The following is a 24,368-nucleotide window of genomic DNA, read 5'->3' as shown; positions in this document are numbered from 1 at the left end:
AATGGTGACCCCTACGGGATTCGAACCCGTGTTACCGCCGTGAAAGGGCGGTGTCTTAACCGCTTGACCAAGGGGCCGTTTTACATTGTTTGAATTGGCTCCGCGGGCAAGACTCGAACTGGCGACCGATCGGTTAACAGCCGATTGCTTTACCACTGAGCTACTGCGGAATAGTCTGCACTAACGACAGCTATAAAATAATATCATTCTTAAAATCAAAAATCAATACTTTTTAAAAATATTGATTGCTAATTTTTTTATCATTTCTTCTTCTAGCAATTTAAGACATGGATCTTTAAAAAGGACCGTATATAGATTTAAACAAAAAATTAGCGCCGCATTCCCTTTCAAAATCTCCGATTTAGTGGGGTTAGGCGCTAAGGTCTTTATTCTTCTTGTTCTTCTATCTTTTTATTATACTGATTACCACTTCCTACTTATCATCATTCATACTGATTCTCTTTTCTTTTTACAATTAATTTCCATTTTGATACGATCAACGTATCATAAAGACTAAATAATGGAAAGGAGGGTTTGGCAATGAAAGTGCGAAGTCGCTGCTGCACAAAATCACAAACCGGACGGAAATCTTCAATGCTACACTAGATATTTATAATCATGCTCTGTCCTTCATCATCCAGGTGATTGACAAAGAGTATGATCATACTGACGGCCTGACAACCAAATCGATTGTACCCGCAGTAGAAAAACTGATTCATGCAACCAAATCAAACCCTCTTCCAAAATACAAAGAATTTAACGAACGTTTTTACAAGTTTCCTTCCTATTTCCGCAGAAGTGCCATTGCCTCTGCTTGCGGATAGGAAGAAAGAAATCGCTCCACCTGCGTTTGCAGCCATTCTTCCGAATCCGTCATTCCCAAATCAGTACGAATTTTTATAAATATCACAGTCATTGGCTGGCGCGAACGAACCATACTGCTTCTCCAAAAGTGAAAAGCTGAACGAATATCTAGTTTTTGATTCATTATTTGAGTCGGCATTGTATTTTCCTCCAAATCTCTTATCGGTTAAAAAATACATGAGCCCTCTTACAGTTTACTTACTAGACACTAAAGTAAGCGTCTTTGTCGCATTACCGCCCAGAAGACTACATCAAATTGCGTATTAATTAGTTGGAGAGGTTCACTAAATAAAAAAGAGATTTATCTGAACGATAGATCCCTTACGTACGTGGCTGCTTTTTTTACAGACTTTACAAGCGGGAAAGCCCCCTTCTTCAGAGGTGGGATGAAAGCGAGGTTGGACCGAGCATGTCTTTTGACATGTCAAAGGATCCGAATTTTTTATTTTTTTCAATTTCAGTATTTGTTAACGGAACAAATATTCTGAACACTTGTTCTATAAAAGCAAATTGGAAAGAAGGCTCAAAAGCAGAAATCATTTCATTTTGGTTGGAGTTGATGAAGCCAACGAAGACAAGGAAATAAGTATATCAAAAAAGGAAATAGATTACCAATAACGTATAAAAAAGGGCATGAAGAGTGCTGATCTTCCAAGTTTTTTTGCGGAAATCCTCAAGGAATCCAGACTAATTGAATAGTCTTGAATATATTAAAGCAAAGGAGGTGATAGTTAATGTTTAAACTATATTTAGACCCTGGACACGGAGGATCTGATAGTGGCTCTAGAGGAAATAAGTTAAATGAAAAAGACATTGCTTTAGATATTGCTCTTCGTATTCGGGATATTCTTATCAATGAATATGAAGAAGTGACTGTTAAAATGAGCAGATCGACAGACGCATTCCGAACACTAAAAGAACGGACGGATGAAGCCAATAGCTGGGGGGCACATTATTTTCTTTCAATCCATGTTAATTCATATACTGACCAACAAGCTCATGGGTATGAAGATTATATTTACAGTGGTTTATCTGACTCTTCCGTTACAGCAAGACATCAAACACTAATGCATCAAGAAATTATGAAAATGAATGGACTTTTAGATCGCGGGAAAAAGAAAGCAGATTTCCATGTACTCCGTGAAACGAATATGGGGGCAATCTTAACTGAAAATGGGTTTATTACTAACAAGGACAATGCGGCTAAATTAGCAGATTCAAACTGGCGTAATAAAGTTGCGCGAGGGCATGTGAATGGACTGGAAAAGGCCTTTTCCTTAAAAAGAAAAGCTGTAGAAGATGTCCACCGTGTGATTGTGGATGGAGTCCAAATTGGGGCCTATGCAAGTAATGAAAAAGTATTAAGCGAGGTAAATCGTCATCTTAAAACAGCTAAACGAATTGTTATAGAAAAATTGTAATTGGAAACGTAACAGCCAAAATAAAGCCACTTGCGGTTACTGTAATACTCCGTAACACACTCATTATTTATTCTCCTTTTCTTTGCTTAATCAAAGGAAGCAGCCATTATTCTGATTAAGTAATCGTTCGGCAACTACTCAAATATAAAAGTATGAACCTCCCATATGATTTTAGAAGAGGAATAAGCGTGTACAGGATGAGGCAGTGATCGTCGCTCAAACAATCGTGTTCATTACATTTGCACCTTCCATGTCAATTCTCAAACTCTACAAGCAGTCTACACCTGCCCATCCATATGATTTCCATTCTTAATGTCCATGATCAATAGGGAAAAGCTGGGCGCTGTTGATCAAATAAGGATCTGTTGTGTTCCGGTTATCTAACAGAATAAGAATGCATTAGGCCTATTTCCAAATATGTTGACAAAACAGTTGTCAAATAAAAAGTGCACTATCCTTAACTCACAAGGAATAGCACTTCTTGATTATGTAATGAACTGCACCCCGATTGTTAGACAAAAAATCTAGCGATTGGGGTGCTTCTTTATGTCAAAATATTCACTTGGGTTTAAATCATAAAAGAGAAGAAAATAGAATCAGTGATATAATAGGTTTTTCATCTTTCATTTTAAATAAGTTACCATTCCGTTTTCGCTAAATATTTTAAATATCCTTTTCTGCATGGTGGATTCCCATTCCAAGGCTTATTTTTGCCCGTAAAGTGAATAATTGCAGGTTTAGTGTTTATTTTATTCATACGATTGGCTCGAACATTCCATTTTTCATCTAATTTTAACCATTTATCTTGTAGAACAACATTCAACCCATCCTGGTCGGGGTATAACAACTTGGAAGGATTATCTTTAATAAATTGGAGAACTTTCGTCGAGATGTCATGTTCTCTCCACTTCTTTAAGTTTATTAATAGAACGCCCGAATTAAAATACCCGCGCTCTTTTGGGATTAATAGTTTCTTACGTCTCTTATCATTAGCGTCATAAACCGCAGCCACATAATAATCATCTATATTTGTTTCCCACAAATTCGTAATATCCTCTTTTACAATTAGGTCACAATCGAGATAAAGGGCTTTGTGAAAACTTTCAGGTAACAGGTCAGGAATTGATATTCTGCAAAACATCTCTATGCTATAGTAACGATTTACTAATAAATCATCATATAAATTAGCATTAATAAATAAAAATTGAGGAATTACATTAAACCTTTGTAAAGATTTCTCTAATTTAACTTTATTCTGTGCTGAAAGGTTACCCCCATCAATGATATAAATATCTATGAGCTGGCTTGAAACCTTATTTTCTAACAAAGAGTTTAACATGACAGCTAAATATTTGGCATAATGGTTGTTCGTTGAAGTCAAAATGATAATCCTTTCCAATTCCTTCACACCTTTTTATTAAAGATGAGTCTTTAAACCGTAAATTAGCACAATGGTTTGTGCCTCCAACAAGTTATATCAAAGGGCTTATTAAGATTTTCTATGTGCGAAAGTTGGATTAATAATTTAGAAATACTAATCATTAAAAATGTAACTTTTACTTCCACCCATCAATGGCTCTCTGATACAACTCTAAATATCTGTCAGTCATTCTTTCTTTCGTGAACCGTCTGGCAACATATTTTCTCAGATCCTGTGGTTTGATTGGCGAATCACCGCTTACTAATTTACCCATATGATCCAAATCACTACAAATAAACATAGGCAAACCTTCTAACACGTCTAGAACCCCTCCTCGGCCATATGCAGCAACAGGAGTTCCACAAGCCATTGCTTCTACTAATACCAGTCCAAATTGCTCCTGCTCTTCATTCGGAAAGACTAGCCATTTGGCGCGCCTCAATAGAGTTTGCTTTTTCTCCCCATGGACTTCGCCTACATAGGTGATATTTGACAACTTTTCGATTTGCGGGTGTATCTCCTTAAACAGCTTTGTACTAAAGACAGGACCGGCAATAATGGTCCTGATGCCTGTCTGTTCACCTAATTTTATGGCGTCTTCAACACCCTTTCCCTTGTCGATACGCCCTAAATACAACAAGTAGTCTTCCTTTATCTCTGAGAAAGTATAGGATTCCAAATCAATGCCGTTATGCACGTAGGCCCCCTTGTACTTATTGGTTGACTGCAGCAATTTCGTTTTACTAACGTACACTGGACATTTTACAGAAATATTCAATCTTGATTGAGTATGAATAGTGGAAATGGTAGGAATATCTAAATGTTCACGTCCAATAACTAATTGGTTTGTATGATCATGAATGACATCAATATCCTCTGGCAGCGTCTGAAGTACAAAGTCCTTGATATTTTTTTTGTTAAACCCTCTCTGGCCATAGGGAATAATAATCCCTTTACTTTTACTGCCTGACGGAGCATAAACATAAACTTCATGTCCTCTCCTAACCAACTCATCCGACAGGTTATAAACTACTCTTTCTATTCCTCCGCTTCCAGGAAGGGGCATAACAGCTGGGGCAACCTGAACAATTTTCATATATGTTTACCATCCGTAAAACAAGGTGACTTATCATACCGCACGATGTTCTCATATAAAATATATGGCATTAACTTTTTAATCACGTGCATCTGACTTCTATAGATAGAAAGGAGATTTAATTTTTTCTGAAGCAGGCTGAAGGGAATGACATCGTTTGAGGCATCAAAGACATAGAGATTATCATGTCCTTGATCATGTAAAATTTTTGAGAGTGATTTGTGTTGGGAATGTCCATACTCCCCACAAAGATTATGTGTAACGATGCGGCTAGGTCTATACTTGCTAATAACCTTCCTTAAATCCTTTCCGACTAGCTGCACATCAAAGCTTCCGCCATATATATCAGGATAGTCCCATATTTCATATGAAGCTCCAGCCTTTTTCATTACCTGCTGAAATTCTTTTGAACGGATACTGTCTGTGCCATTGGTTAGGCATATGACCTTCCACCCTTGCTCTCTTAATAAAGCCGCTCCCCCGAAAATTGATTCATCATCGGGATGGGCGACAAACATGAGTTTATCAATCAAAAGGTGACACCTCATTTTAAATTATACTTTTAGAAATTGAATTCCCAAATAGTGTATGTAGAGATTATGAAGGATGACACAGTGCATGGATAGGACAAATTGAAGGGATGGAACAGCTCCGCCCGAACGCATGCCTGTCCGGATTGCGGCATTGTGCCGGACTGCAACCACAATGCCGCCTTAAACATTGAAAAAGCCGGACTGGCCTAGACAGATCTCATTCCGGTAAAATGTTTTTTACACCTGTAACCTGTAGGTTTAGTTGTTATTTAAACTGTGTAAAAAAACACATGTAGAGATCATGTCAGGCTCTTGCTGCCTATGGTTTTTACGACATTACCAACAGGACCGAAAAGCACTTTTAATTTCCCGATTTGATTTTATTTTAACGCCAGCTTTTCCGGATAAAATAAAAATGAGCCGCCCGGAGGCCGCTCGCTATTTCTTTTCTTCATTGGTGCCTGACGGGTTGTGGGTGATTCCCGCCAATCCTGCAATTGTAAGTAAGATATCTACTTGACACTCCCACAGCTGAAGGAGCGGGCTTTCCCGCTCGGCAAGTCTGTAGGAATGTCATCTAGTACATGGTTTGCGGGCATCAGTAGTACTTCCCCCATATAGTGAATTACACTACTGTTGCTACTTTAATAGGAACAATTTGTTTGGTTTCTTGTGATTGAAGAGCGGCTAGAATCACCTGAAGTGATTTAAAACCTTCTTCACCTGTAACTTCCGGCTCTTTATCATAAAGAATAGCGTCCACGAACTTCTCCACGATATGGGAATTACTTTGGCCGCCTTCTGCGTTAGACTGAATTTTACCGAGCTGATGTTTTACTAATTCTCCATTTTTATATTGCACGATAAGGGAATAATCCGGGTCATCTTCTAAACGAAGAACCGCTTTTTCTCCGTAAATAATGGTAGAGTTATCTTCACCTGCTGTGTAGGCCCAGCTTGCCGCCAGCGTGCCAATGATTCCGCTCTCTGTTTTCAAGATACACACTGCATTATCATCAACGGTAGCAAAGTCTTTGGCACTTGTTTCTACAAATGCCCCTACCTCCATTATTTCTTCTCCAAGCAGGTAACGAAGCAAGTCGGTTTTATGAACACCCAGGTCACCCATCGCTCCCACAAACGCTTTTTCTTTTTGGAAGAACCAGCCTTCTCTTCCCTCTACACTCCATCCTTCCGGCCCGCCATGGCCAAACGTTGTGCGGAAGCTGTAAATCTTCCCAAGGTCTCCGCTTTCAATGATTTGTCTTGCTTTCTGATGAGATGGAACGAACCGCTGGTTGTGTGCAATCATTAATTTTTTGCCACTTTGTTTAGCCGCTTCGATCATGGCCTCCGCCTCTTCTGCTGAAGTAGCCATCGGCTTTTCACACAGTACATGAACACCTGCCTGCAGTGCAGCGATGGAGATGGGGGCATGAAGGTAGTTTGGCGTACATACACTCACTGCTTCCACTTCTCCGCTTTGCAGCAGCTCTTCAAAGCTCGTATAGGCTTTTACACTATATTTTCGAGCTGCTTGATTGGCACGCTCTTTATTGATATCACAAACGGCTACTAGTTCTACCTGCTGATTCATTTGATATTCTGGCAAATGGCGATGCTGTGCAATACTCCCGCCTCCAATTACCCCAATTTTCAATTTGGTCATTGTTCTGTCCTCCCAAGGTTTTATTTATTGATTTACCTTTTCTAAGATTTTCTCTAACGGCTGTGCGTTTCCGTAAACTGGACGGCTGCGCTGGACAGGCTGAGCCCATTTCACCGCATTTATGATGACACGCTGAATGTCTTTGTTATGGTAGGTAGGGTACGTTTCGTGTCCTGGTCTGAAGTAAAAGATCCTGCCGTTTCCGCGTGTATATGTGCAGCCGCTCCGGAATACTTCTCCGCCTTCAAACCAGCTGGTGAAAATTAGTTCCTCTGGCGCCGGAATATCAAAGTGCTCGCCATACATTTCTTCTTTTTCAAGTTCAATGTATTCTCCGATGCCTTCCGTAATCGGATGACTTGGCGCCACAACCCACAGGCGTTCTTTTTCATCCGCTTCACGCCACTTTAAATCACAGCTTGTTCCCATGAGTGTCTTGAAAATCTTGGAGAAATGAGCGGAATGAAGGACAATGAGCCCCATGCCATCTAGAACGCGCTGTTGTACTTTCGCTACGATTTCATCGCTTACTTCCCCATGTGCAAGATGGCCCCACCAAAGAAGCACATCTGTATGATTCAGTACATCATCTGTTAATCCATGCTCGGGTTCGTCTAAAACCGCTGTTTTTGTGTCAAATCCTGCTTCTGTTAAAAATTGTGCAACCGTGCTGTGAATCCCGTCCGGGTAAATCTCTCGGACTGCCGGATTTTTCTTTTCATGTAGATTTTCGTTCCATACCGTTACTTTTTTCACTTCTATTCCCTCCACTGTTCTTATAATAAAATTCAACCCTGGAAGCGTCTTTTTGCAGACTAGACAGGGATCATTAATTTTTGGTTTTTCCTTTATACACTCTTGCCTCATAAGGACGAAGTGTTGTCGTACTCTCATTTTTTTCATCACGGCTGTCATAGTTGCCGATGAGCAGGGCATACTCTTCAAACATCGTTTCTTCAAGTTTTGCAAATGGGAGTTCCTGATCAGTGAAATTGGCGACAATAAGCAATTGCTCCCCTCCATAGGAACGAGTAAAAGCATAAATTTGTGGATGATCTTCAAACAGTAAATCGTATTCTCCATATACAATGATTTCGTGGCATTTTCGAAGACTGATTAACTGTTTGTAATAATGGTAGACGGAATCCGGATCCGCTACAGCTTGTTCTGCATTAATCTCTTTATAATTCGGGTTCACATTCATCCAGGGTTTTCCTGTACTGAAGCCCGCATTCTCACTATCGTTCCATTGCATCGGTGTTCTTGCATTATCCCGGCCCTTTACGTAAATGGATTGCATGACTTTTTTGGGGTCTTCCTTTTGTTCCACTACTTTTTCCCGGTACATGTTTAATATTTCAATGTCCCTGTAATCATCTATAGAGTCAAAACGGATATTTGTCATACCAAGCTCTTCTCCCTGGTATATGTAAGGAGTACCTTGCAGCATATGAAGGACTGTCGCAAGCATTTTTGCTGATTCTACACGGTAAGTCGTATCGTTCCCGAAGCGTGATACCATCCGCGGCTGGTCGTGATTATTGAGATACAAACTGTTCCACCCGCGGTCATGCAGTCCTTTTTGCCATTTTGTTAGGATCCGTTTTAAATCCACTAAGTTAAACGGCTTTAAATCCCACTTGCCTTCAGGCCCAGAATCAAGGTCCATATGTTCAAACGTAAACACCATATTTAATTCTTCTCGTTCATAATCGGTATAGAGTTTAGCGTCTTCCACGGTTGCGCCGGGCATTTCCCCTACTGTCATGATGTCATAGTTGGATAATACTTCTTTATTCATTTCATGAAGGAATTCATGAATGCGCGGCCCGTTCATAAAATATTTGCCTCCCCAGCCAAACCCGCCGCCAGCAGCATTTTCCGGCGCATTAGGGAGTTCCGGTACTTTGGAAATAAAGTTAATGACGTCCATTCGGAAGCCATCAATTCCTTTATCAAGCCACCACGTCATCATGCTGTAGATTTCTTTGCGGAGTTTTGGATTTTCCCAGTTTAAGTCCGGCTGTTTTTTGCTGAAAATGTGCAAGTAGTATTCATCCGTTGTCTCATCATACTGCCAGGCAGAACCGCTGAAAGCAGACGACCAGTTGTTTGGTTCTTCGCCTGCCTTGCCAGGACGCCAAATATAATAGTCACGGTACGGATTGTCTTTTGATTTTCTGGATTCTGCAAACCAGGCATGTTCATCAGAAGAATGGTTCACAACTAGGTCCATGATCATTTTCATCCCGTGTTTATGTGTTTCATGGATTAATTCTTCCCAGTCTTCCATGGTTCCGAATTCATCCATGATGGCTTGATAGTCACTAATGTCATAGCCATTATCATCATTCGGCGAATGGTAAACAGGTGACAGCCAAAGAACATCGACTCCGAGGTTTTGCAGATAGCCGAGTTTTTCAGTAATCCCTTTTAAATCACCTATTCCGTCACCATTACTGTCATTGAAACTGCGCGGGTAAATTTGATAAATGACACTTTCTTTCCACCATGTTTTTTGGCTCGCTTTCGTTTCTAAAGACGGCTGCTGCATACATGTCCGCTCCTTTGAACAGTTCTTTGCTGAAAACTGTTTATTTGATTGAACCTTTCATTACACCGCTAATAATCCATTTTTGCGCAAGTATATAGACAATAATCATTGGCGCAAGTGCCATTAAATAAGAGGCGAATGCTAAGTTGTAGTCTGTGCTAAACTGCGACTGGAAAACATATTGAACAACTGGCAGTGTAGCCAGGTCACGGTCACTGACAATAACCAGAGGCAACAAAAAGTCATTCCAAGCGCCTAAACAAGTTAAAATGGCAACAGTCGCATTCATTGGAGCTAATAACGGAAAAATCACTTTCCAAAAAACTCCCCATGTAGAGGCGCCATCCATAATAGCTGCTTCTTCTAACTCCTTTGGAATGGAACGGATATAGCCGATGTAAATAAACATATTAAATGACAAATTATAAACAACGTATAAAACAATAAGCCCAGCTAAATTGTCCATCCCCCAAGCGGATGTTTGGTTAACAATCGGCAGCATAATAATGGGAAACGGAATAAACATAGCACTGATAAAATAATAGAAAAGAAATTTGTAAAACTTTTTATGCATATTGCGGGCAATAGCATAAGCGACCATGGAATTGGTCAGTACAGTGAAAATGACAACAAAAATAGTCACAAATGCACTATTCCCAAATGCATTGAAAAAGTTTGTCATCTCGATCGCTCTACTGAAGTTTTCAAACTCCCAGGATTGCGGAAGTGCTAATAAATTTCCTGCCATCTCCTGAGGTGTTTTTAGTGCAATGGTAATCGTTAAGTAAAAAGGAAGCAAAACACAGAGGGAAGCCAGCATAAGGAGAACCGTAACCGGCCAGTTTGTTTTTTTTCCAATCATTAGTTCCCCGCCTCTCTTCTTTCTAAGACTTTAAGCTGAATAATAGAAATGATCACAATAACCACAAAGTAAATCACAGCATTGGCAGATTGATAAGCGAATTGGCCGCCCTCAAACCCGCCGCGGTAGATTAACAGAGAAATCGATTCGGTCGAAGTCCCTGGCCCGCCGCCTGTTAAGGCTACGATTTGATCAAAAACCATTAAAAATCCTTTCATCGCTAATACCATATTGATCGTAAAAAACGGTGCAATTAACGGGAAGGTGATTTTCCAAAACTGTGTCCAGCGGCCAGCGCCATCAATACTGGCAGCTTCATACAAGTCTTCTGTAATTGTGACCAAGCCTGCTAAGTATAAAATGGTATTAAAGGCCACAGCTTGCCAGACAGCTACAATTACAATGCCGATCCAGGCAAGATCGGGGTCACCTAGTATATTTTTCGATAAAAGCTCAATACCTAGATTTTGCCCCAGTGTCGGTAAAAGGTGCGTGAAAATAAAGTTGAAAATAAAACCGACAATCAAGATGCTTAAAATAAAGGGCAGGAAAAAGATGGCACGAAGTGTTTTTTGAAACTTGATTTTAGCATTTAATCCAAGTGCAATTAACATGCTGATGATGTTGACAATAATGGTGGACAGTACCGCAAATTGAAAAGTAAATATATACGCATCCAAAGCACGAGCATCTTTAAACACATTCAGATAATTTTTGATGCCGACGAAGTTCCAGTCACCGTACCCTTTCCAATCGGTAAAAGAATAGAAAATCCCTTGCAAGGCAGGGTACGTATGGAAGATAAAGAATAAAATAAAACCCGGTACGGCCATGAACAAAAATACATTGCTTTCTTTTGACAGAGAGACGCGTTTTTTTTGAAGGGGAAGGCGCGCTGTGCGCACCTTCGCTTTCATAGCTTTATCGGTCATTTACCTTTTCCCACTCCTTATCCATTTTTGTTAAAAACGCTTCCTTGTCTTTATTCATTAAAAATTCCTGCAGGATACCGTCTGCTCCCATGCCAGCCGGATAGTAGTGATCAGGGAAGCTTGCAAGCGATCCGTTTTCAAAGTTTGCTTTGATTCCTTCAAAGACCGGGTCTTCCTGGAAGACATTTTGGATAGCGGAAAATGCTTTTTGTTCTTCAATGTAGCGAGCAGCTGTTTCTTCCTTCATCATAAATTCAATGAATTTCATGGCTTCTTCCTTATGCTCTGTTTCTTCGTTCATTGTCAGAAGCACATCTACACCGGAGACAAGCCGGTTTTGAGCAGGATCATTCGTCACAGGCATCGGGAACACGCCTAGTTCCATATCTGGATTTGCTTTTAGAATTTCAGGAATAGCCCAGTTACCTTGAAGATAAAAAACAGACTCGCCTTTGGCAAACGCATTATTGCCGTCATTATAGGCAACACCAAAGTTATCTTTATGGCCATACTCTAAAAGCTCCAGCATCTTGTCAGCCGGTACATCATAATTTTCTGCGAAACTTGCTTTCCCTTCATTTTTTTGTGCCGCAAACTCATCACCTGCTAAATTTCCACCTAAAGAGTTCCATGGAATCATGCCTGTCCAGGCATCCTTTAAGGTAAAATAAATCGGCGTTTCACCAGCTGCTTTTGCTTTTTCCAAAGCAAGAACAAACTCATCCCACGTAGTTGGCACGGTTAAGCCAAGCTCTTTTAATTTGGCTTTATTGTAAATGACAGCGTTTGCATTGGTGGCGTAAGGAAGACCATGAACACCTTTCTCATCCGGTCCCACAAGGCGATTGACCATCTCAATATAAGCCGGCTGAATGCTGCTGGTTACTTCTTCCTCTGAAAAGTCATGCAAAACACCTGCACGTGCCAGTTCTCCATAAGTGGCATTTCCGCCGATGCCCATCAAATCGGGCAAATCATTTTTTGTTAAGCGCGTTTTCAACACGGTTTCAGCTTCCGGCGGTGCATCCAGCTTAATTTTAATATCTGGATTTTGTTTCTCGAAATCGGCAATTAATCCTTTATAAGTATCAATACTTTCGCTTTTATTAGTGAAAAAGTCTAGTTCTACCTGACCATCACTGCTTCCCCCATTGCTGCCACACCCCGTTAAAATCGCTGCACTTAACACAACCGTCGTTCCAAATACAGATAATTTGCTAAACATCATTTTCATCTCCTATTTTTGTGATGGTTTTAAGCTTACGTAAACGCTTACGTAAGCGTGCGAAGAAATTCCTCAATTTAAGAACCGAGGTATGTTTCTACGTAAACGTTTACGTAAGTGAGCAAATAAAGGGGTATCTCCCTTAATTGAACTCACTCAACGTAAACGTTTACGTAAAACGATAAAAAGCTTACTTCCGTAGAAAGATAAAAAAGGGTTAAAGCTTTCTAAAGTAACAAGCTTTTCAATTGATTATTTAAAGGTGTTTAACCGTCTTTCTTTCAATGATTTGATGAGGCATGATTTCGGCTCTCATCTTATCTCCACTCTCTAGCATGCGAAAAAGCCCGGCAGCTGCTCTTTTCCCCATTTCTTCCAGTGGCTGCTCAACAGTCGTTAATGGCGGAGTAGCCATCTCCGCAATTGGCAAATTATCATAGCCTATAATCGAAAGATCTTCAGGAATTTTCATTCCTATTTCTACAGCAGCAGACATTGCTCCCATAGCTAAATGGTCACTGGCACAAAACAAAGCAGTCATATTAGGGAATCGTTTTAACAGAAACGGAAAATTCTTCTTTCCCTCTTTATATCCGAAATCTTCACCCCAAAAGATATTTTCTTCATTTAATGGTAGTAAAGCATGGTCTTTAAGTGCTTGTTTAAAGCCTTCAATTCTAGGTATTCCTGCAATCACATCATCGCCGCCGCTGATCATGCCTATTTTCGTATGCCCTTTTTCAATCAAATATCGAGCCGCTGAATAAGAAGCCTGATAGTCACTCACCTTCACATAAGGAACTTGAAATTCAGGTGATTCCGTGGCCAGAAGCACTAACGGTACACCCATTTTCTGAATATAATCGTAGTACTCACCTTTTAACACTTCACTTGCGAAAATAAGCCCGTCGATTCGTTTCTCATTTAGTAAATGTAAATATTTCATGGTTTTAGAGCCTAATTCTTGCGTATGACAAACAATTACACTGGATTCCTTAGCATGGGTCACACTTTCTATTCCACTCAGCAATTTCCCGCTGAATAAACTGGATACGCTCGGGAATAAAACGCCTATTGTATGCGTCCGTTTTTTAACCAGTCCTCTGGCGACGGCATTAGGTTCGTAACCCAGCTCTTCTATTACTTGCAGCACTTTCGCTTTGGTTTTCTCCGAATACCCCGGCTGGTTATTTAAAATTCGAGAAACAGTTGCAGTGGAAACACGCGCTTGTTTTGCAACATCTTTGATAGTGTACACCATAAATTCTCTTCTTTCTTCATTAACGTAATCGTTTACGTACCTAATGTAGCACACATTGAAAACACTTACAACATTTTTTTAATATTCTGTAAATCCATATTCCTCAGGCATACCTCTGCTTTTGGTTTAATCATTATGTAGTATTTTATCAAAACATTGTAGAACAGTGGGCGGCATATTGGGAATCGTCAAAAGAACTACTTAAACACAAAAGGGCTGCCTTTTTCAGACCTCCCTTTCTGTTCAGATTAATCTTATCAACCACTTCTTTTATTGGTAGCCTGCTTCTCCTGACTACAAGCCCTCAAATGGGAAGTCGAATTTCTTTTTACTTCTTCCCATGAATCAATAAGATCAGATGCTGCTAGGACTGGAATGATCCATTAACATCCACCTTTTTTTCCAAAGCAACAGTGCCAAACTCTTTTAAGTATGCATAGGCCAAAGAGAAGAGAAGCAAGGAAGCTGAGTATTGCAATAATGAGGGTGAAAGTAGCGCCAATGGTTTCTAGACCAAGGAGCGAGAAGAAACCAGGGACTACAGGTGTTGATCCCCATACCGTTAGCAGCAGGAACACTACACCCACTAAAAACCCTAGGAACATTTCAAAAACACTGCACGTAGAATGTTTCGTAATCACAGAAGTCCACCTCCTTTCATAGGACTAATTGTCCTACTACATAATACGCAGCTGCTTGAAAGTTCGTTAAAGAGAAACGCACAAAGAAGCTAGAAAAAGTATTAATAAAAAGGCCCTGAAATACCCTAAAATTTTTTGTTTCTGCTGCTGCGCAAGGAAAGCCGGACCACCCCGGTCCAAGCGAAGCGGTATGGCAACGCTGTCGGGGCGAAAGCTGTCCAGGAAGTAAGTGATACTAAAGGGTATTATCGAACACATGAGGCATGGGTCATAACGAATAACACGTTCACCAAAAACGCCTGCAACTGCGCAGAACGGCTTGACGTGAGATTAATCAATCGCAGGTGGCCTGATATATTTTAATTGCGGAAAGCAAGGCGCTCACTCAAGCACGGGAAAAACCACGTCCGGTTTAATTCGGCAGGGTTATTCTATTTAACACTTTTCGAAAACAGCGCCACACCGCGGCTCATTGGCAATTGGAAAAGGCAACAACCGAGTCAGATGGGGAGGTAATAAATAGGGGAGTAACACGGACTAATAAATTTTTCTTTGTGGTTTATCTTCTTGTCACAGCGGGTAAAGAATTAATTGTGGTAACCAATACCATCTCCTAGTTTCTCTACATATGAGATACTGTTTGCTGCGGAACTACACTTCCGCGGCCTTTTTTGTGAATTTAACTACGCTTCTTCTGTAAGCATGCGTACACAATCTTAAAGTGCGAAACGAGTAAGCATCTTTTTCGAAACGTATTGTAGAATAGGTTTGGTACAACCGAGAATTTAACAGGAGGTCGATTCGCTTTAATGATCCATAAAATGAGCCAGTACAAGCGACCGTCGATTGGTAATTGTCAGAGTTTTTAATTTATTATATTTGGAGACAGCAATACAAGTCTAAGCTGCTTTAATCCCTTTCACCGATCTGGTTATGCAAGACATCTTAACTATACCGGTGGCAAATAAACTTGCTTACTAAAATAGTTTTTTAAAAAATTTTCGTTTTCAAGCTTTAGTACATCCAACAAAAGTACACCCAGTAAAAAGTATACTTTTTACTGGGTGTACTTTTGATTAGGTATACTTTTGATCAGTAACTTGTTGGAGAACCTTCTATAGCATTGACCTGGAAGCTTATAACACAGTACAAGTAAATTTAATATCTGAGTTACCAAATATTTCTGAATCAGGTATGATAACGGTCCGCCAATATATATGATCCTTATTTCTTTTATTCAGTTAATTATTCTCAGTAGAAGAACCATCCCTTACTGGCTGTACAGTAAAGGATGGTTTTTTATTTTTTTTAACAGTGGACCGTCTATCGTTCGCACTAAAATCTCTTTTTCTTCTGATAGAGCATATTCACTTAATGAAAAAGCACCTTCTGCCGTGTCTACTTGAGCATCAATTCGGAAAAGATTTTTCTTCAATGTATCATCTATCTTCTTGGCGGCATCTAAGGTAAGTTTTCTTGAAAATCGAATGACAATATCAATATCACTTTTTTCTGTAACTGTTTCATTTCCGCTGGCCAGCTCAAACCCAAGACTCCCCACAGGACCCCATTGAAGCGAAGCACACTCCATTAAATGACTGATTTGTTCTACGGACCGGAAAATTTCCTTCGAACGATTCTTCCATCCTTTTTCTTCTGCCAACTGTTCAGGTGAAATTCGGTTTACAATAAGATCAACAGGTAAAAAAGCGCCAAACCGTTCACTTCTTACCGAACCGCGCACGCCGACAGCCACCAATCCCTGGGCAGCACGGGTCCGGCGTACGACCACAAAAGGTGTCTTAGCAAGGGCTGCCTCCACCCACTCTGGTACAGGTGTGTAGCTGATCAAATCTTCGGCTTTTTTAATCTTCAATAAATCATGTGGCTTTAATTCCATTGTTCATTCAACTTTTTTCTTACTAAAATAGATGCAGCACGGCCTCCATCCTGTGCAAGAGGAGATGTGAGCCGAACCTCTAAATCCATTGAGCCAACCGTTTCAATATCTTCAATCGCTTCTTTTATTTCTTTGTATATGCTATCGCGGTCTTTTAGCTCTGGACTGTCCGCCTCTATTCCATCGACCAGCGAATGCAAAGCACCAAGCTTTTGGAATGATTCAATGTCGTATGCCATAGCAGGTACTTTTTTTGCTGCAGCTTCTAACTCTTCCAAACTTCTATGCGTAATACGGGCTGCTGATTTTTTTGACATAACATGCACGGTTACACCAGGATCACGCAGGGCAATTAACCGATGGGCCTGCATGCCGTGTGATAGGAAAGCACCGGAAATAGCATTACCTGGTATAAACGAAACAACAGGGTGACCGTTTATACGTGCAGAAGCATAGGCATCTACAGCCGCTGCGCAGGCTTGATGAATGCCGAGCAGTTCTTCATGATAACCATACGCCTGGCTCGGAACATCGACAATCGCCACGATTGCTCGTTTTTCTCCATTTTGATCCTCTTGAATGGCCTCCCGAATGTATTTTGCGATTGTCCAGCCTTCCCGCAAACCTACTTCTCCGTTTCGTGCTCTTGAAAAGCGGCTTTGCGTGTCCGGCACAACAGCAATATATCGCACTTTGGTTTCCTCAATTAAAGCATCTGCCACCCGTACCGAAGGAACATTACTTATCTCGGGAGCGCCATCTCGCAGCAGGTCAAACCAAGTTTGTCCCCGTCCTTCGGATTTTACGTTTTCTGAAACAGATTGACTTTCTCCAACTGTTTTTTTACAAGGTTCATTCCAGAGCCGCCGTACATCTTCAGGCGTTAACCGCTGTGACAGATCTAATTGATTTAAAAATGCTTCATACCGTTCCACCTGTTCGGTTCTCGGTGCAAAAATAGCACCGCTTTTTATCATATAAAGAACAGCTTCTTTAATTGACTCTGTATCATCTTCAATTAATAAGTCGGCAAAGCCGGCTGCAGTTCGCTGCTCCCCGCCAATGGTACTCCAAATTAATGGCCGGTCTTTAGAATCAAACTCGCGGATGCCTGCTTCCTGTTCAATTACCTCTGGTCCATTTAATCCAAGACGGCCTTCTCTCGTCATAATAATGGCGCTGCAAAGACCTGCTGTAATCGACATCCCCCCAAATGCACCGATTTTCCCTGGGATCACTGCAATCACAGGGACATGACGACGAAGCGCTACAATAGCTGCCCCAATTTCCGCAATGGAAAGCAGCCCATAATTGGCTTCTTGAAGTCTCACTCCGCCTGTATCAAATACCAAAACAGGAATCACTTTAATTCCATTTTTACACTGTTTTAATGCTATTTCCAATGCACCGGCAATTTTTGAACCGGATACCTCGCCTATACCCCCGCCCTGAAAACTTCCCTCGATTGAAATAACCACAGCTTGCTGTCCATTAATGGTTCCTCTTGCTACAATAACGCCGTCATCACTTTGAGGCACGATTCCTTGAGGCTCCAGGTGAGGAGACTCCACTCCGTCAAATGGGCTGAGCAGTTCTCTATACGTTCCATCATCCAGAAGCTTTATTGCTCTTTCTCGTCCGCTGCATTCCAAAAAACTAGCTCTTAACGCTTGTGTCAAGAGAGCTCACCTCCAATGCCTGGGCAAGGCGTATAGTGACAACACCGGGTGTAGCACCAAAATCATTGATTTTTACTTTTGCCGCAATATCATGCTGTGTAAAAAAACGATCAATGACGGCTTCCCATGTCTTTTTAAATCCGGTAACTCCTGTTCGAACAGTGACTTCCGCTTCTGCTCCTTCATATGGTTCTACTATTACTTCCATATCACCTGAACCTACAACCCCAACGTGTGCACGCTGGCTGATTTTTTTGGTTGCAGGAAATGTATACTTGAGTGTTTCCACACAAAGCACCTCCGTTTAATGTGTGTACTGTAGTTTTTTTAGATTCCTATTGTCCATCCGATTTAGCTCTATTTTATCCAGAAAGATTGTAGCAGCAAGCAGGTCTGCACTGCCGCCTGGAGAAATATTTCGTTTTATAAATTCCTCGTCCAGTGTCTGCATACAGGAAAGATTGCCAGCTGCCAGCGCTGCGGCTGCCTGCTTTTTCGCAAATCCAAGAGCTTCAGGACCGCCGCGGTGCAAAATACATGTATCATTTAACTGGGCCATTAAAGCCAGCAGCGTATTCAGCAGAGCGCTATTTTCTGACAGCCCAACCGTTCGCGACTTCTTAAGGGTGGGAAGCGAAACATTCACAATATGTGGAAAACCCTGCTGTGCTTCTCCCCTGGCACCGCTTACACCGTATTTTTCAGAAACACGTCTTCCATTCGTAGCCACAATAGGACAATGCCGATCTGGATATCGAGCCGTTTCCCCGGCTAGTGATACTATCTCTTCTATTGAATAGCAGCCTTTTCCTATCGCTGCAGCTGAAACGAGCAGGCCAATCGCCCAGATGGCTCCTTTATGCGTATTGACGCCGCCTGTTGTCTCCAGCATTCTTTGTTCCCCTTTGCGGCCGATTGCGCCAATTTCCTCCCTTAACAAAATAGACGGGCTCCTCCCATAGCTAATGTACGCTATGCCTTCAAACGTTTCTCTTAGTGATACAGCAGACTTTCTCATGAGATCAATGGTCAGGTCCCGGTGAGCGCCATTGTTATTTTTATCTACCAGTCCTGGCTTCGGTGTTAGTTCAGCCTCTTCTATTAAGGAAAGAACGGCTGCCGAGGCTGCATAGCGGCTGAATGTCTTTTTTGCACGGCTCATTTTTCCCCTCCTGTTTACCAGCTTCTAAACTTAGCCGGCGGTTCGTACAGCCCATCCGACCATTGAACAATTTCTTCTACACTTTTGGCCGCCAACAGTGAGCGCTTGGCATCGGTCCGCCGGATGTTTAAGTCTTCCGGAAGCGCGATCATTCCTTCGCGCCGCAGGCTTTCTGTTTTCTTTGAATCATGCCCAAGCCCAACCGGTGTAACCCCGGCAACTGCCGCAACCGCTTCTCTTCGTTTTTCCATACTGTCCGTTTTGTATAAATAAGCAATGCCTTCTTCCGTAACAATATGTGTAACATCATCTCCGTAAATCATAACGGGCGCTGTCGCAAGGCCGGTATCTTTCTTGGCATCAACCGCATCCAGTGATTCAACAAAAACGGGCTTGTTTCCGGCCTGGAACGTCTCAACAACTTGAACAACCAGCTTTTTCCCGCGGGCCAATGAATCATTAGACGACATCATATTTAACCAGGCCGGTGTTGAATGGCGTCTCCCTCCTGGATTATGTCCCATATTAGGCGCTCCCCCGTAGCCTGCGAGCCTGCCTCGTGTTACCGTAGAAGAGTTTCCATCCCGGTCCATTTGCAGCGTTGACCCGATAAATAAATCGACTGCATATTGCCCTGCCATTTGACAGAGGGTCCGGTTTGAACGCAAACTGCCGTCGCGCCCTGTGAAAAAAACGTCCCGGCGGGCTGCCACATATTTTTCCATTCCGACTTCCCCGCCAAAACAGTGAACGCTGTCAACCCAGCCGCTTTCAATAGCGGGAATCAAGGTCGGATGCGGATTTAGTGCCCAATGCTTGCAAATTTTCCCCTTCAGTCCAAGCGATTCACCGTACGTAGGAAGTAGCAATTCAATCGCCGCTGTATTATACCCAATCCCATGATTCAACGACTGTACTTCATGTTTTTCATATATACCTCGGATGACCATCATAGCCTGCAAAATTTGAATATCGGTAATATGACGGGGATCGCGTGTAAATAACGGTTCAAGTTCATATGGTTCATCTGCAACCACAATATAATCGATCCAAGAACCGGGAATATCCACCCGGGGCAGTTCATCAGCCAGTTCGTTCACCTGTGCGATCACAATACCGTCACGGAAGGCAGCCGCTTCAACAAGCGTTGGTGTTTCTTCGGTGTTTGGACCGGTATACAGATTTCCCTGCCTGTCTGCTTTATCCGCAGCCACAAGGGCAACAGAAGGAATGAGGTCAACGAAAAGACGGCCGTACAATTCAACATACGTGTGAATTTCACCCATTGTCAGCTTCCCGTCTTCAAGCATTTGGGCTATCCGAAGACTTTGCGGCCCGGCATATGCAAAATCAACTTTATTGGCAATCCCGCGTTCAAACAGGTCTAAGTGTTCCGGTCTTGAAAGGCTGGACATAATCATGTGCAGATCAAACAAATTTTTAGGGCTCGTCTGCGCGAGTGCTCCTGAAAGGAAGGAAGCCTGCTTTTGATTGTTTCCTTCCAGAACGACCCGGTCGCCCGGTCTAATCAATTTTTCCAGTGCTTCTACAATCCGATCAGTCGGAATAACTCTTCCGTTAACAAGACCTTTCACACTGTCTATCCGCTTTTTCTTCGCATCCAGCCTTGTTGTCCATGAACGTTTTTGGTTTACGGCCTGTTCCATCGTTTCCATCCTTGCAGTCCCCCTTCATGATTTTGATCGTTCACGTTTTGCGATAAAAACACAATCATCAAATCCGTTTTCCGCTACCGAGAATACTCTGGTCTCAGGAAATGCCTTTGTCGCTAAACGGGAAAGTACATTTCCTGGTGGCATTTCAACAAATAGTCTTGTGCCATTTTCATACAAAACCGTTGATGCATCATGCCATTGAACAGCGGAAGAAACACTTTCAGCGAGGTCTTGTCGAATGTCGACTGGATCAAACAAAAGTCTAGCCCCTCTATTGCCCGCATACGGGATCAAAGGGCGGTAAAACGGGATGTCACGAAGCATTTCAGACAGCTCTTCTGATACAGATGAGAGAAGCGGACAGTGGGAAGGCGTGCTGACCTTCAGGAAGGAAGCACAGCGCGCCCCATTTTGTCTGGCAGCATCTAAAATTTTTTGTATCCCGGGCAAGGCTCCTGACAGTGTTATTTGATCCGGTGCATTTTTGTTTGAAATAAATACCGGGTTCGTCTCTTCATAGTGCTTACGGACAATGGTCTTCAGCATATTCTCATCCATGCCCAGTACAACACCCATACCGTATCCGTGCGGGTATGCTCGTTCCATCAGCTCCCCCCGAAAAAGGACTGCTTTTAAGGCGTCTTGATAATCAATAACACCAGCGGCAACGGCCGCGCTGAATGCACCGACTGAATGTCCTGCGACAAAGTCTGGGTTAACCCCTGCTGCTTCAAACGCTTTAAAGGCTCCTACTCCTGCAGTTAAGAGGGAAATCTGCACCGACTTGGTTGAATGGAGCGCTTCTTTTGCATGATGTTTGTACACGCTTTCATTTAATATTGAATTTGCGGAAGCTACAACAGTTTGAACCGGGTCATCTGCCGGCAGATCGTTTAACATTCCTGGCTTTTGGGAGCCTTGTCCGGGAAACAAAAAAGAAATTTTTATATCGTTCACCCTCTTTCGTTTAAAGGCATCTACGATCTAAACTTTTGATGAAGGCTGGAAATCACATCTTCATTATGCTTCAACAGGATGTCAGCTAACTCAATCATGTTGTTTTCTGTTAGCAACTGTATAATCAATTCATGCTCTGCAATAGATTTTTGAACATTTCCCTCTCTCATAAAAGAAAGGCTTTGAACTCTTAACAGCGGCCATCCAAGACGTGAGTAAACGTTTCGAATCGTTTCGCTTTTGCTCATCTTAATTAGACACATATGAAAAGAATGGTTCAATTGTGTATAAGAATGAACATCCTCTGCTTTTTTCATTTCTTTAAGAATCTGATTCATTTCTTTTAGCACTTCTGGATCTGTCCCATACTTTTTGATCCGGTCCATTGCCATATTCTCTAACATGTTTCGAATTTCCAGCAAGTCATAGATCTCATTTTCTGTATATTCCTTTACCACTGCACCTTTCCGCGGAATTCTTTCAACCAGCCCTTCGATTGCCAGCAAATAAATAGCCTCACGCACAGGCGCTCTGCTTGTTCCATATTCTTCTGCATAGTTTTGTTCTATTAGTTTTTCTCCCGGCTGCAGATCGCCTGCAATAATTTGTTCTGTAATATGTTCTGCAATAGAGTTAGATAACGCATTATTTTTAAAATTATGTGGTGCCATCTTGTCACCCCTTCACGTTTTTGCAAATTGTCGACTGTCGATTCAATTATACAAGCTAAAATAAAATAATTCAATATTCTGAAAAAAACAAAAATAAGGTTTGCATTTTTATTTTGTTGCGTTTATGATATTCCCTAGAATACAGTCGACTGTATGTATACTTCTTTTGTAACCGCTTACTTATGACCGATATTTTCCTATGGCTGCCCTTTATTAAAAACAGTGAGGTGGAATAATGGTTATTTTTGGCGTAGCGTTACTGGCAATGTGTATGTTAACCGGTCTCTTTTTCGGTGAAATGCTTGGTGTTTTATTGGGTATTGAAGCAAATGTAGGCGGTGTTGGCCTTGCGATGATTATGCTTGTTTTAATCGTCGATTACTTGAAAAAACGCGGCAAGCTGAGCCAGCCTGCGCAAGAAGGACTTGGTTTTTGGAGTGCTATGTACATCCCAATTGTCATCGCTATGTCGGCAAACCAGAACGTGGCAGCAGCTTTAGATGGAGGCCCGCTTGCTGTTGTGGCAGGTGTTGCAGCTGTGGTAATCAGCTGGATGCTTGTTCCCCTTTTGAGTAAAGGCGCTCCTCCTATTCCTGTTGAGGAAGAAAAGGAAAATCCAGTATTAGCGGGAGGGGAATCAAATGTTTCAAACGTTAAGTGACGTGTTTGTGGACAACCCTTTGATTGTTTCTTTTGCCTTAGTCGGCTTTACTATGTATATCGCTTATTTTATGTCTGATAAATTAACAAAAGGCCGCATTCATGGATCAGCCATTGCCATCATTTTAGGATTGATTCTTGCTTATATTGGCGGGGTAACGACCGGGGGCGAGAAGGGCTTGTCCGATGTCAGTATTTTTGCTGGCATTGGCTTAATGGGCGGGGGCATGCTTCGCGATTTTGCCATTGTCTCTACCGCATTTGGTGCTAATTTCGATGAGATTAAAAAAGCTGGATTTAGTGGCGTTGCTTCATTGTTTATTGGTGTGGTTCTTTCTTTTGTTATTGGAGTTGTGATTGCTCTTGCTTTTGGTTATACAGATGCCGTCAGCCTCACCACAATTGGTGCCGGTACAGCTACCTATATTGTAGGCCCTGTCACTGGCGCAGCCATAGGGGCAAGCTCTACAGTCATTACGATCAGTATTGCTGCCGGGCTTGTAAAATCTATTTTGACGATGGTAGGCACTCCGTTTATCGCCAAATACATCGGTTTAAATAACCCACGATCAGCCATGATATACGGAGGGCTCCTCGGAACAACGAGCGGCGTTGCCGGCGGACTGGCGGCGACTAATCCGAAATTGGTTCCATATGGAGCAGTAACAGCTACATTTTATACAGGACTTGGGTGTTTAATGGGGCCCTCTGTGCTTTTTCTCGTGACTAAAGCCATTACAGGATAATAAGACTGTCTCATGTCAGTTATATACTGGCTTGGGACAGCCCTTTTATATAATATGCTTTAGATAAGGGTGTACACTTGCTTTTTCTTTCTCTGCTTCTATCCTCGTTAAAAATAAAAATATTTCTTGCAAAGATCAAATTCCGCTGGTATGTCATCTCCATTAATTTCGAATACAAAAACACCGCCTGAGTTTTATTCCAGGCGGTGTTTATCTATATAAGAGGAGGTGCCTGCTGCGGCAACCTTCCTTTTCATTATAGGCTTTCCAAAAATCAAGTTCTTTCTCATGGAAGATGATTCCGAAAGAAAAAGAACAGCTTCCGCTGTTCTCCTGTTTTGCCTGGCGGCGTCCTGCTCTCACAGGGGGAAACCCCCAACTACCATCGGCGCTGAAGAGCTTAACGGCCGTGTTCGGGATGGGAACGGGTGTGACCTCT

Annotated in this window: 23 protein-coding genes, 2 tRNA genes and 1 rRNA gene; 4 read left to right on the top strand and 22 right to left on the bottom strand. The window is 41.9% G+C overall.

Annotation, left to right across the window (positions count from 1 at the left end):
* Positions 1-2 precede the first annotated feature (2 nt).
* The 3 genes from L2D08_RS22320 to L2D08_RS22310 all read right to left on the bottom strand — a co-directional run bounded on the left by L2D08_RS22320 (position 3) and on the right by L2D08_RS22310 (position 1,003).
* A tRNA-Glu gene (locus tag L2D08_RS22320) sits at positions 3-77 on the bottom strand.
* A gap of 18 nt (positions 78-95) precedes the next feature.
* Positions 96-170 (bottom strand) — tRNA-Asn (locus tag L2D08_RS22315).
* A 614-nt stretch (positions 171-784) separates the two neighbouring features.
* Positions 785-1,003: a hypothetical protein gene (locus L2D08_RS22310; RefSeq protein ID WP_242237493.1), complete on the bottom strand. Its 219-nt coding sequence runs from the start codon at positions 1,001-1,003 to the stop codon at positions 785-787.
* A gap of 595 nt (positions 1,004-1,598) precedes the next feature.
* On the opposite strand from L2D08_RS22310, the gene L2D08_RS22305 reads away from it, so the two are divergent.
* Complete coding sequence (locus tag L2D08_RS22305; protein WP_242237490.1) at positions 1,599-2,285, top strand: N-acetylmuramoyl-L-alanine amidase family protein; 687 nt, start codon at positions 1,599-1,601, stop codon at positions 2,283-2,285.
* A gap of 637 nt (positions 2,286-2,922) precedes the next feature.
* Here L2D08_RS22305 and L2D08_RS22300 read toward each other — a convergent pair.
* The 11 genes from L2D08_RS22300 to L2D08_RS22250 form a co-directional block, all read right to left on the bottom strand.
* Entirely contained in the window at positions 2,923-3,684 is a 762-nt protein-coding gene (locus L2D08_RS22300) for a glycosyltransferase family 8 protein (protein WP_242237487.1), read from the bottom strand.
* A gap of 157 nt (positions 3,685-3,841) precedes the next feature.
* A complete protein-coding gene (locus L2D08_RS22295; RefSeq protein ID WP_242237485.1) occupies positions 3,842-4,801 on the bottom strand; it encodes a glycosyltransferase in 960 nt (319 codons plus the stop codon).
* A complete protein-coding gene (locus L2D08_RS22290) occupies positions 4,798-5,334 on the bottom strand; it encodes a PIG-L family deacetylase (protein ID WP_242237482.1) in 537 nt (178 codons plus the stop codon). The genes L2D08_RS22295 and L2D08_RS22290 overlap by 4 nt, the downstream gene beginning before the upstream one ends.
* Before the next feature lie 625 nt (positions 5,335-5,959).
* The gene (locus L2D08_RS22285; protein ID WP_242237479.1) at positions 5,960-7,003 is read right to left on the bottom strand and encodes a Gfo/Idh/MocA family protein; all 1,044 of its coding nucleotides are present in this window, start codon (positions 7,001-7,003) and stop codon (positions 5,960-5,962) included.
* A gap of 24 nt (positions 7,004-7,027) precedes the next feature.
* The gene (locus tag L2D08_RS22280) at positions 7,028-7,759 is read right to left on the bottom strand and encodes a ThuA domain-containing protein (protein ID WP_242237476.1); all 732 of its coding nucleotides are present in this window, start codon (positions 7,757-7,759) and stop codon (positions 7,028-7,030) included.
* Between the two features lie 73 nt (positions 7,760-7,832).
* Positions 7,833-9,557, bottom strand: coding sequence for a glycoside hydrolase family 13 protein (locus L2D08_RS22275; RefSeq protein WP_242237474.1), 1,725 nt, complete (start codon positions 9,555-9,557; stop codon positions 7,833-7,835).
* A gap of 40 nt (positions 9,558-9,597) precedes the next feature.
* Positions 9,598-10,419 (bottom strand): carbohydrate ABC transporter permease, encoded by an 822-nt coding sequence (locus tag L2D08_RS22270; protein WP_242237471.1) that lies wholly within the window; start codon positions 10,417-10,419, stop codon positions 9,598-9,600.
* Entirely contained in the window at positions 10,419-11,252 is an 834-nt protein-coding gene (locus L2D08_RS22265; protein ID WP_242237498.1) for a carbohydrate ABC transporter permease, read from the bottom strand. The genes L2D08_RS22270 and L2D08_RS22265 overlap by 1 nt, the downstream gene beginning before the upstream one ends.
* A gap of 88 nt (positions 11,253-11,340) precedes the next feature.
* Positions 11,341-12,576 carry an ABC transporter substrate-binding protein gene (locus L2D08_RS22260; RefSeq protein WP_242237469.1) on the bottom strand — a complete coding sequence of 412 codons (1,236 nt, stop codon included), beginning with the start codon at positions 12,574-12,576 and terminating at the stop codon, positions 11,341-11,343.
* 256 nt (positions 12,577-12,832) lie between these two features.
* Positions 12,833-13,837 (bottom strand): LacI family DNA-binding transcriptional regulator, encoded by a 1,005-nt coding sequence (locus L2D08_RS22255; RefSeq protein ID WP_242237466.1) that lies wholly within the window; start codon positions 13,835-13,837, stop codon positions 12,833-12,835.
* A 383-nt stretch (positions 13,838-14,220) separates the two neighbouring features.
* On the bottom strand, positions 14,221-14,478 hold the full coding sequence (locus tag L2D08_RS22250) for an ABC transporter (RefSeq protein WP_242237465.1): 258 nt from the start codon (positions 14,476-14,478) through the stop codon (positions 14,221-14,223).
* Positions 14,479-14,613: 135 nt separating this feature from the next.
* Here L2D08_RS22250 and L2D08_RS24615 point away from each other — a divergent pair, with 135 nt between their 5' ends.
* On the top strand, positions 14,614-14,841 hold the full coding sequence (locus L2D08_RS24615; RefSeq protein WP_375337632.1) for a restriction endonuclease: 228 nt from the start codon (positions 14,614-14,616) through the stop codon (positions 14,839-14,841).
* Between the two features lie 907 nt (positions 14,842-15,748).
* Here L2D08_RS24615 and L2D08_RS22245 read toward each other — a convergent pair.
* The 7 genes from L2D08_RS22245 to L2D08_RS22215 are packed head-to-tail and all read right to left on the bottom strand — an operon-like array spanning position 15,749 to position 22,523.
* On the bottom strand, positions 15,749-16,378 hold the full coding sequence (locus tag L2D08_RS22245) for a malonate decarboxylase holo-ACP synthase (protein WP_242237462.1): 630 nt from the start codon (positions 16,376-16,378) through the stop codon (positions 15,749-15,751).
* Positions 16,369-18,057, bottom strand: coding sequence for a biotin-independent malonate decarboxylase subunit beta (gene mdcD, locus L2D08_RS22240; protein WP_242237459.1), 1,689 nt, complete (start codon positions 18,055-18,057; stop codon positions 16,369-16,371). The genes L2D08_RS22245 and mdcD overlap by 10 nt, the downstream gene beginning before the upstream one ends.
* Positions 18,035-18,346 (bottom strand): malonate decarboxylase subunit delta, encoded by a 312-nt coding sequence (locus L2D08_RS22235; protein WP_242237456.1) that lies wholly within the window; start codon positions 18,344-18,346, stop codon positions 18,035-18,037. Before L2D08_RS22235 ends, mdcD begins: the two co-directional genes overlap by 23 nt.
* Positions 18,347-18,361: 15 nt before the next feature.
* A complete protein-coding gene (locus tag L2D08_RS22230) occupies positions 18,362-19,219 on the bottom strand; it encodes a triphosphoribosyl-dephospho-CoA synthase (RefSeq protein ID WP_242237453.1) in 858 nt (285 codons plus the stop codon).
* A gap of 14 nt (positions 19,220-19,233) precedes the next feature.
* Complete coding sequence (gene mdcA, locus L2D08_RS22225) at positions 19,234-20,886, bottom strand: malonate decarboxylase subunit alpha (protein ID WP_375337633.1); 1,653 nt, start codon at positions 20,884-20,886, stop codon at positions 19,234-19,236.
* Positions 20,887-20,910: 24 nt separating this feature from the next.
* On the bottom strand, positions 20,911-21,852 hold the full coding sequence (locus tag L2D08_RS22220; RefSeq protein ID WP_309241467.1) for an ACP S-malonyltransferase: 942 nt from the start codon (positions 21,850-21,852) through the stop codon (positions 20,911-20,913).
* A 20-nt stretch (positions 21,853-21,872) separates the two neighbouring features.
* Complete coding sequence (locus L2D08_RS22215) at positions 21,873-22,523, bottom strand: GntR family transcriptional regulator (RefSeq protein WP_242237448.1); 651 nt, start codon at positions 22,521-22,523, stop codon at positions 21,873-21,875.
* A 235-nt stretch (positions 22,524-22,758) separates the two neighbouring features.
* On the opposite strand from L2D08_RS22215, the gene madL reads away from it, so the two are divergent.
* Positions 22,759-23,184, top strand: a complete 426-nt coding sequence (madL, locus tag L2D08_RS22210; RefSeq protein ID WP_242237446.1) for a malonate transporter subunit MadL — start codon at positions 22,759-22,761, stop codon at positions 23,182-23,184.
* Positions 23,165-23,929, top strand: coding sequence for a malonate transporter subunit MadM (gene madM / locus L2D08_RS22205; RefSeq protein ID WP_242237444.1), 765 nt, complete (start codon positions 23,165-23,167; stop codon positions 23,927-23,929). Before madL ends, madM begins: the two co-directional genes overlap by 20 nt.
* Positions 23,930-24,269: 340 nt before the next feature.
* Here madM and rrf read toward each other — a convergent pair.
* Positions 24,270-24,368, bottom strand: a 5S ribosomal RNA gene (gene rrf / locus L2D08_RS22200); the annotation flags it as partial.

The sequence above is a fragment of the Domibacillus sp. PGB-M46 genome, from assembly GCF_022668875.1.
GTDB lineage: Bacteria > Bacillota > Bacilli > Bacillales > Domibacillaceae > Domibacillus.
The sequence above is the reverse complement of the archived record's forward strand: the minus strand, read 5'-3'. Positions and strand labels throughout refer to the sequence as shown.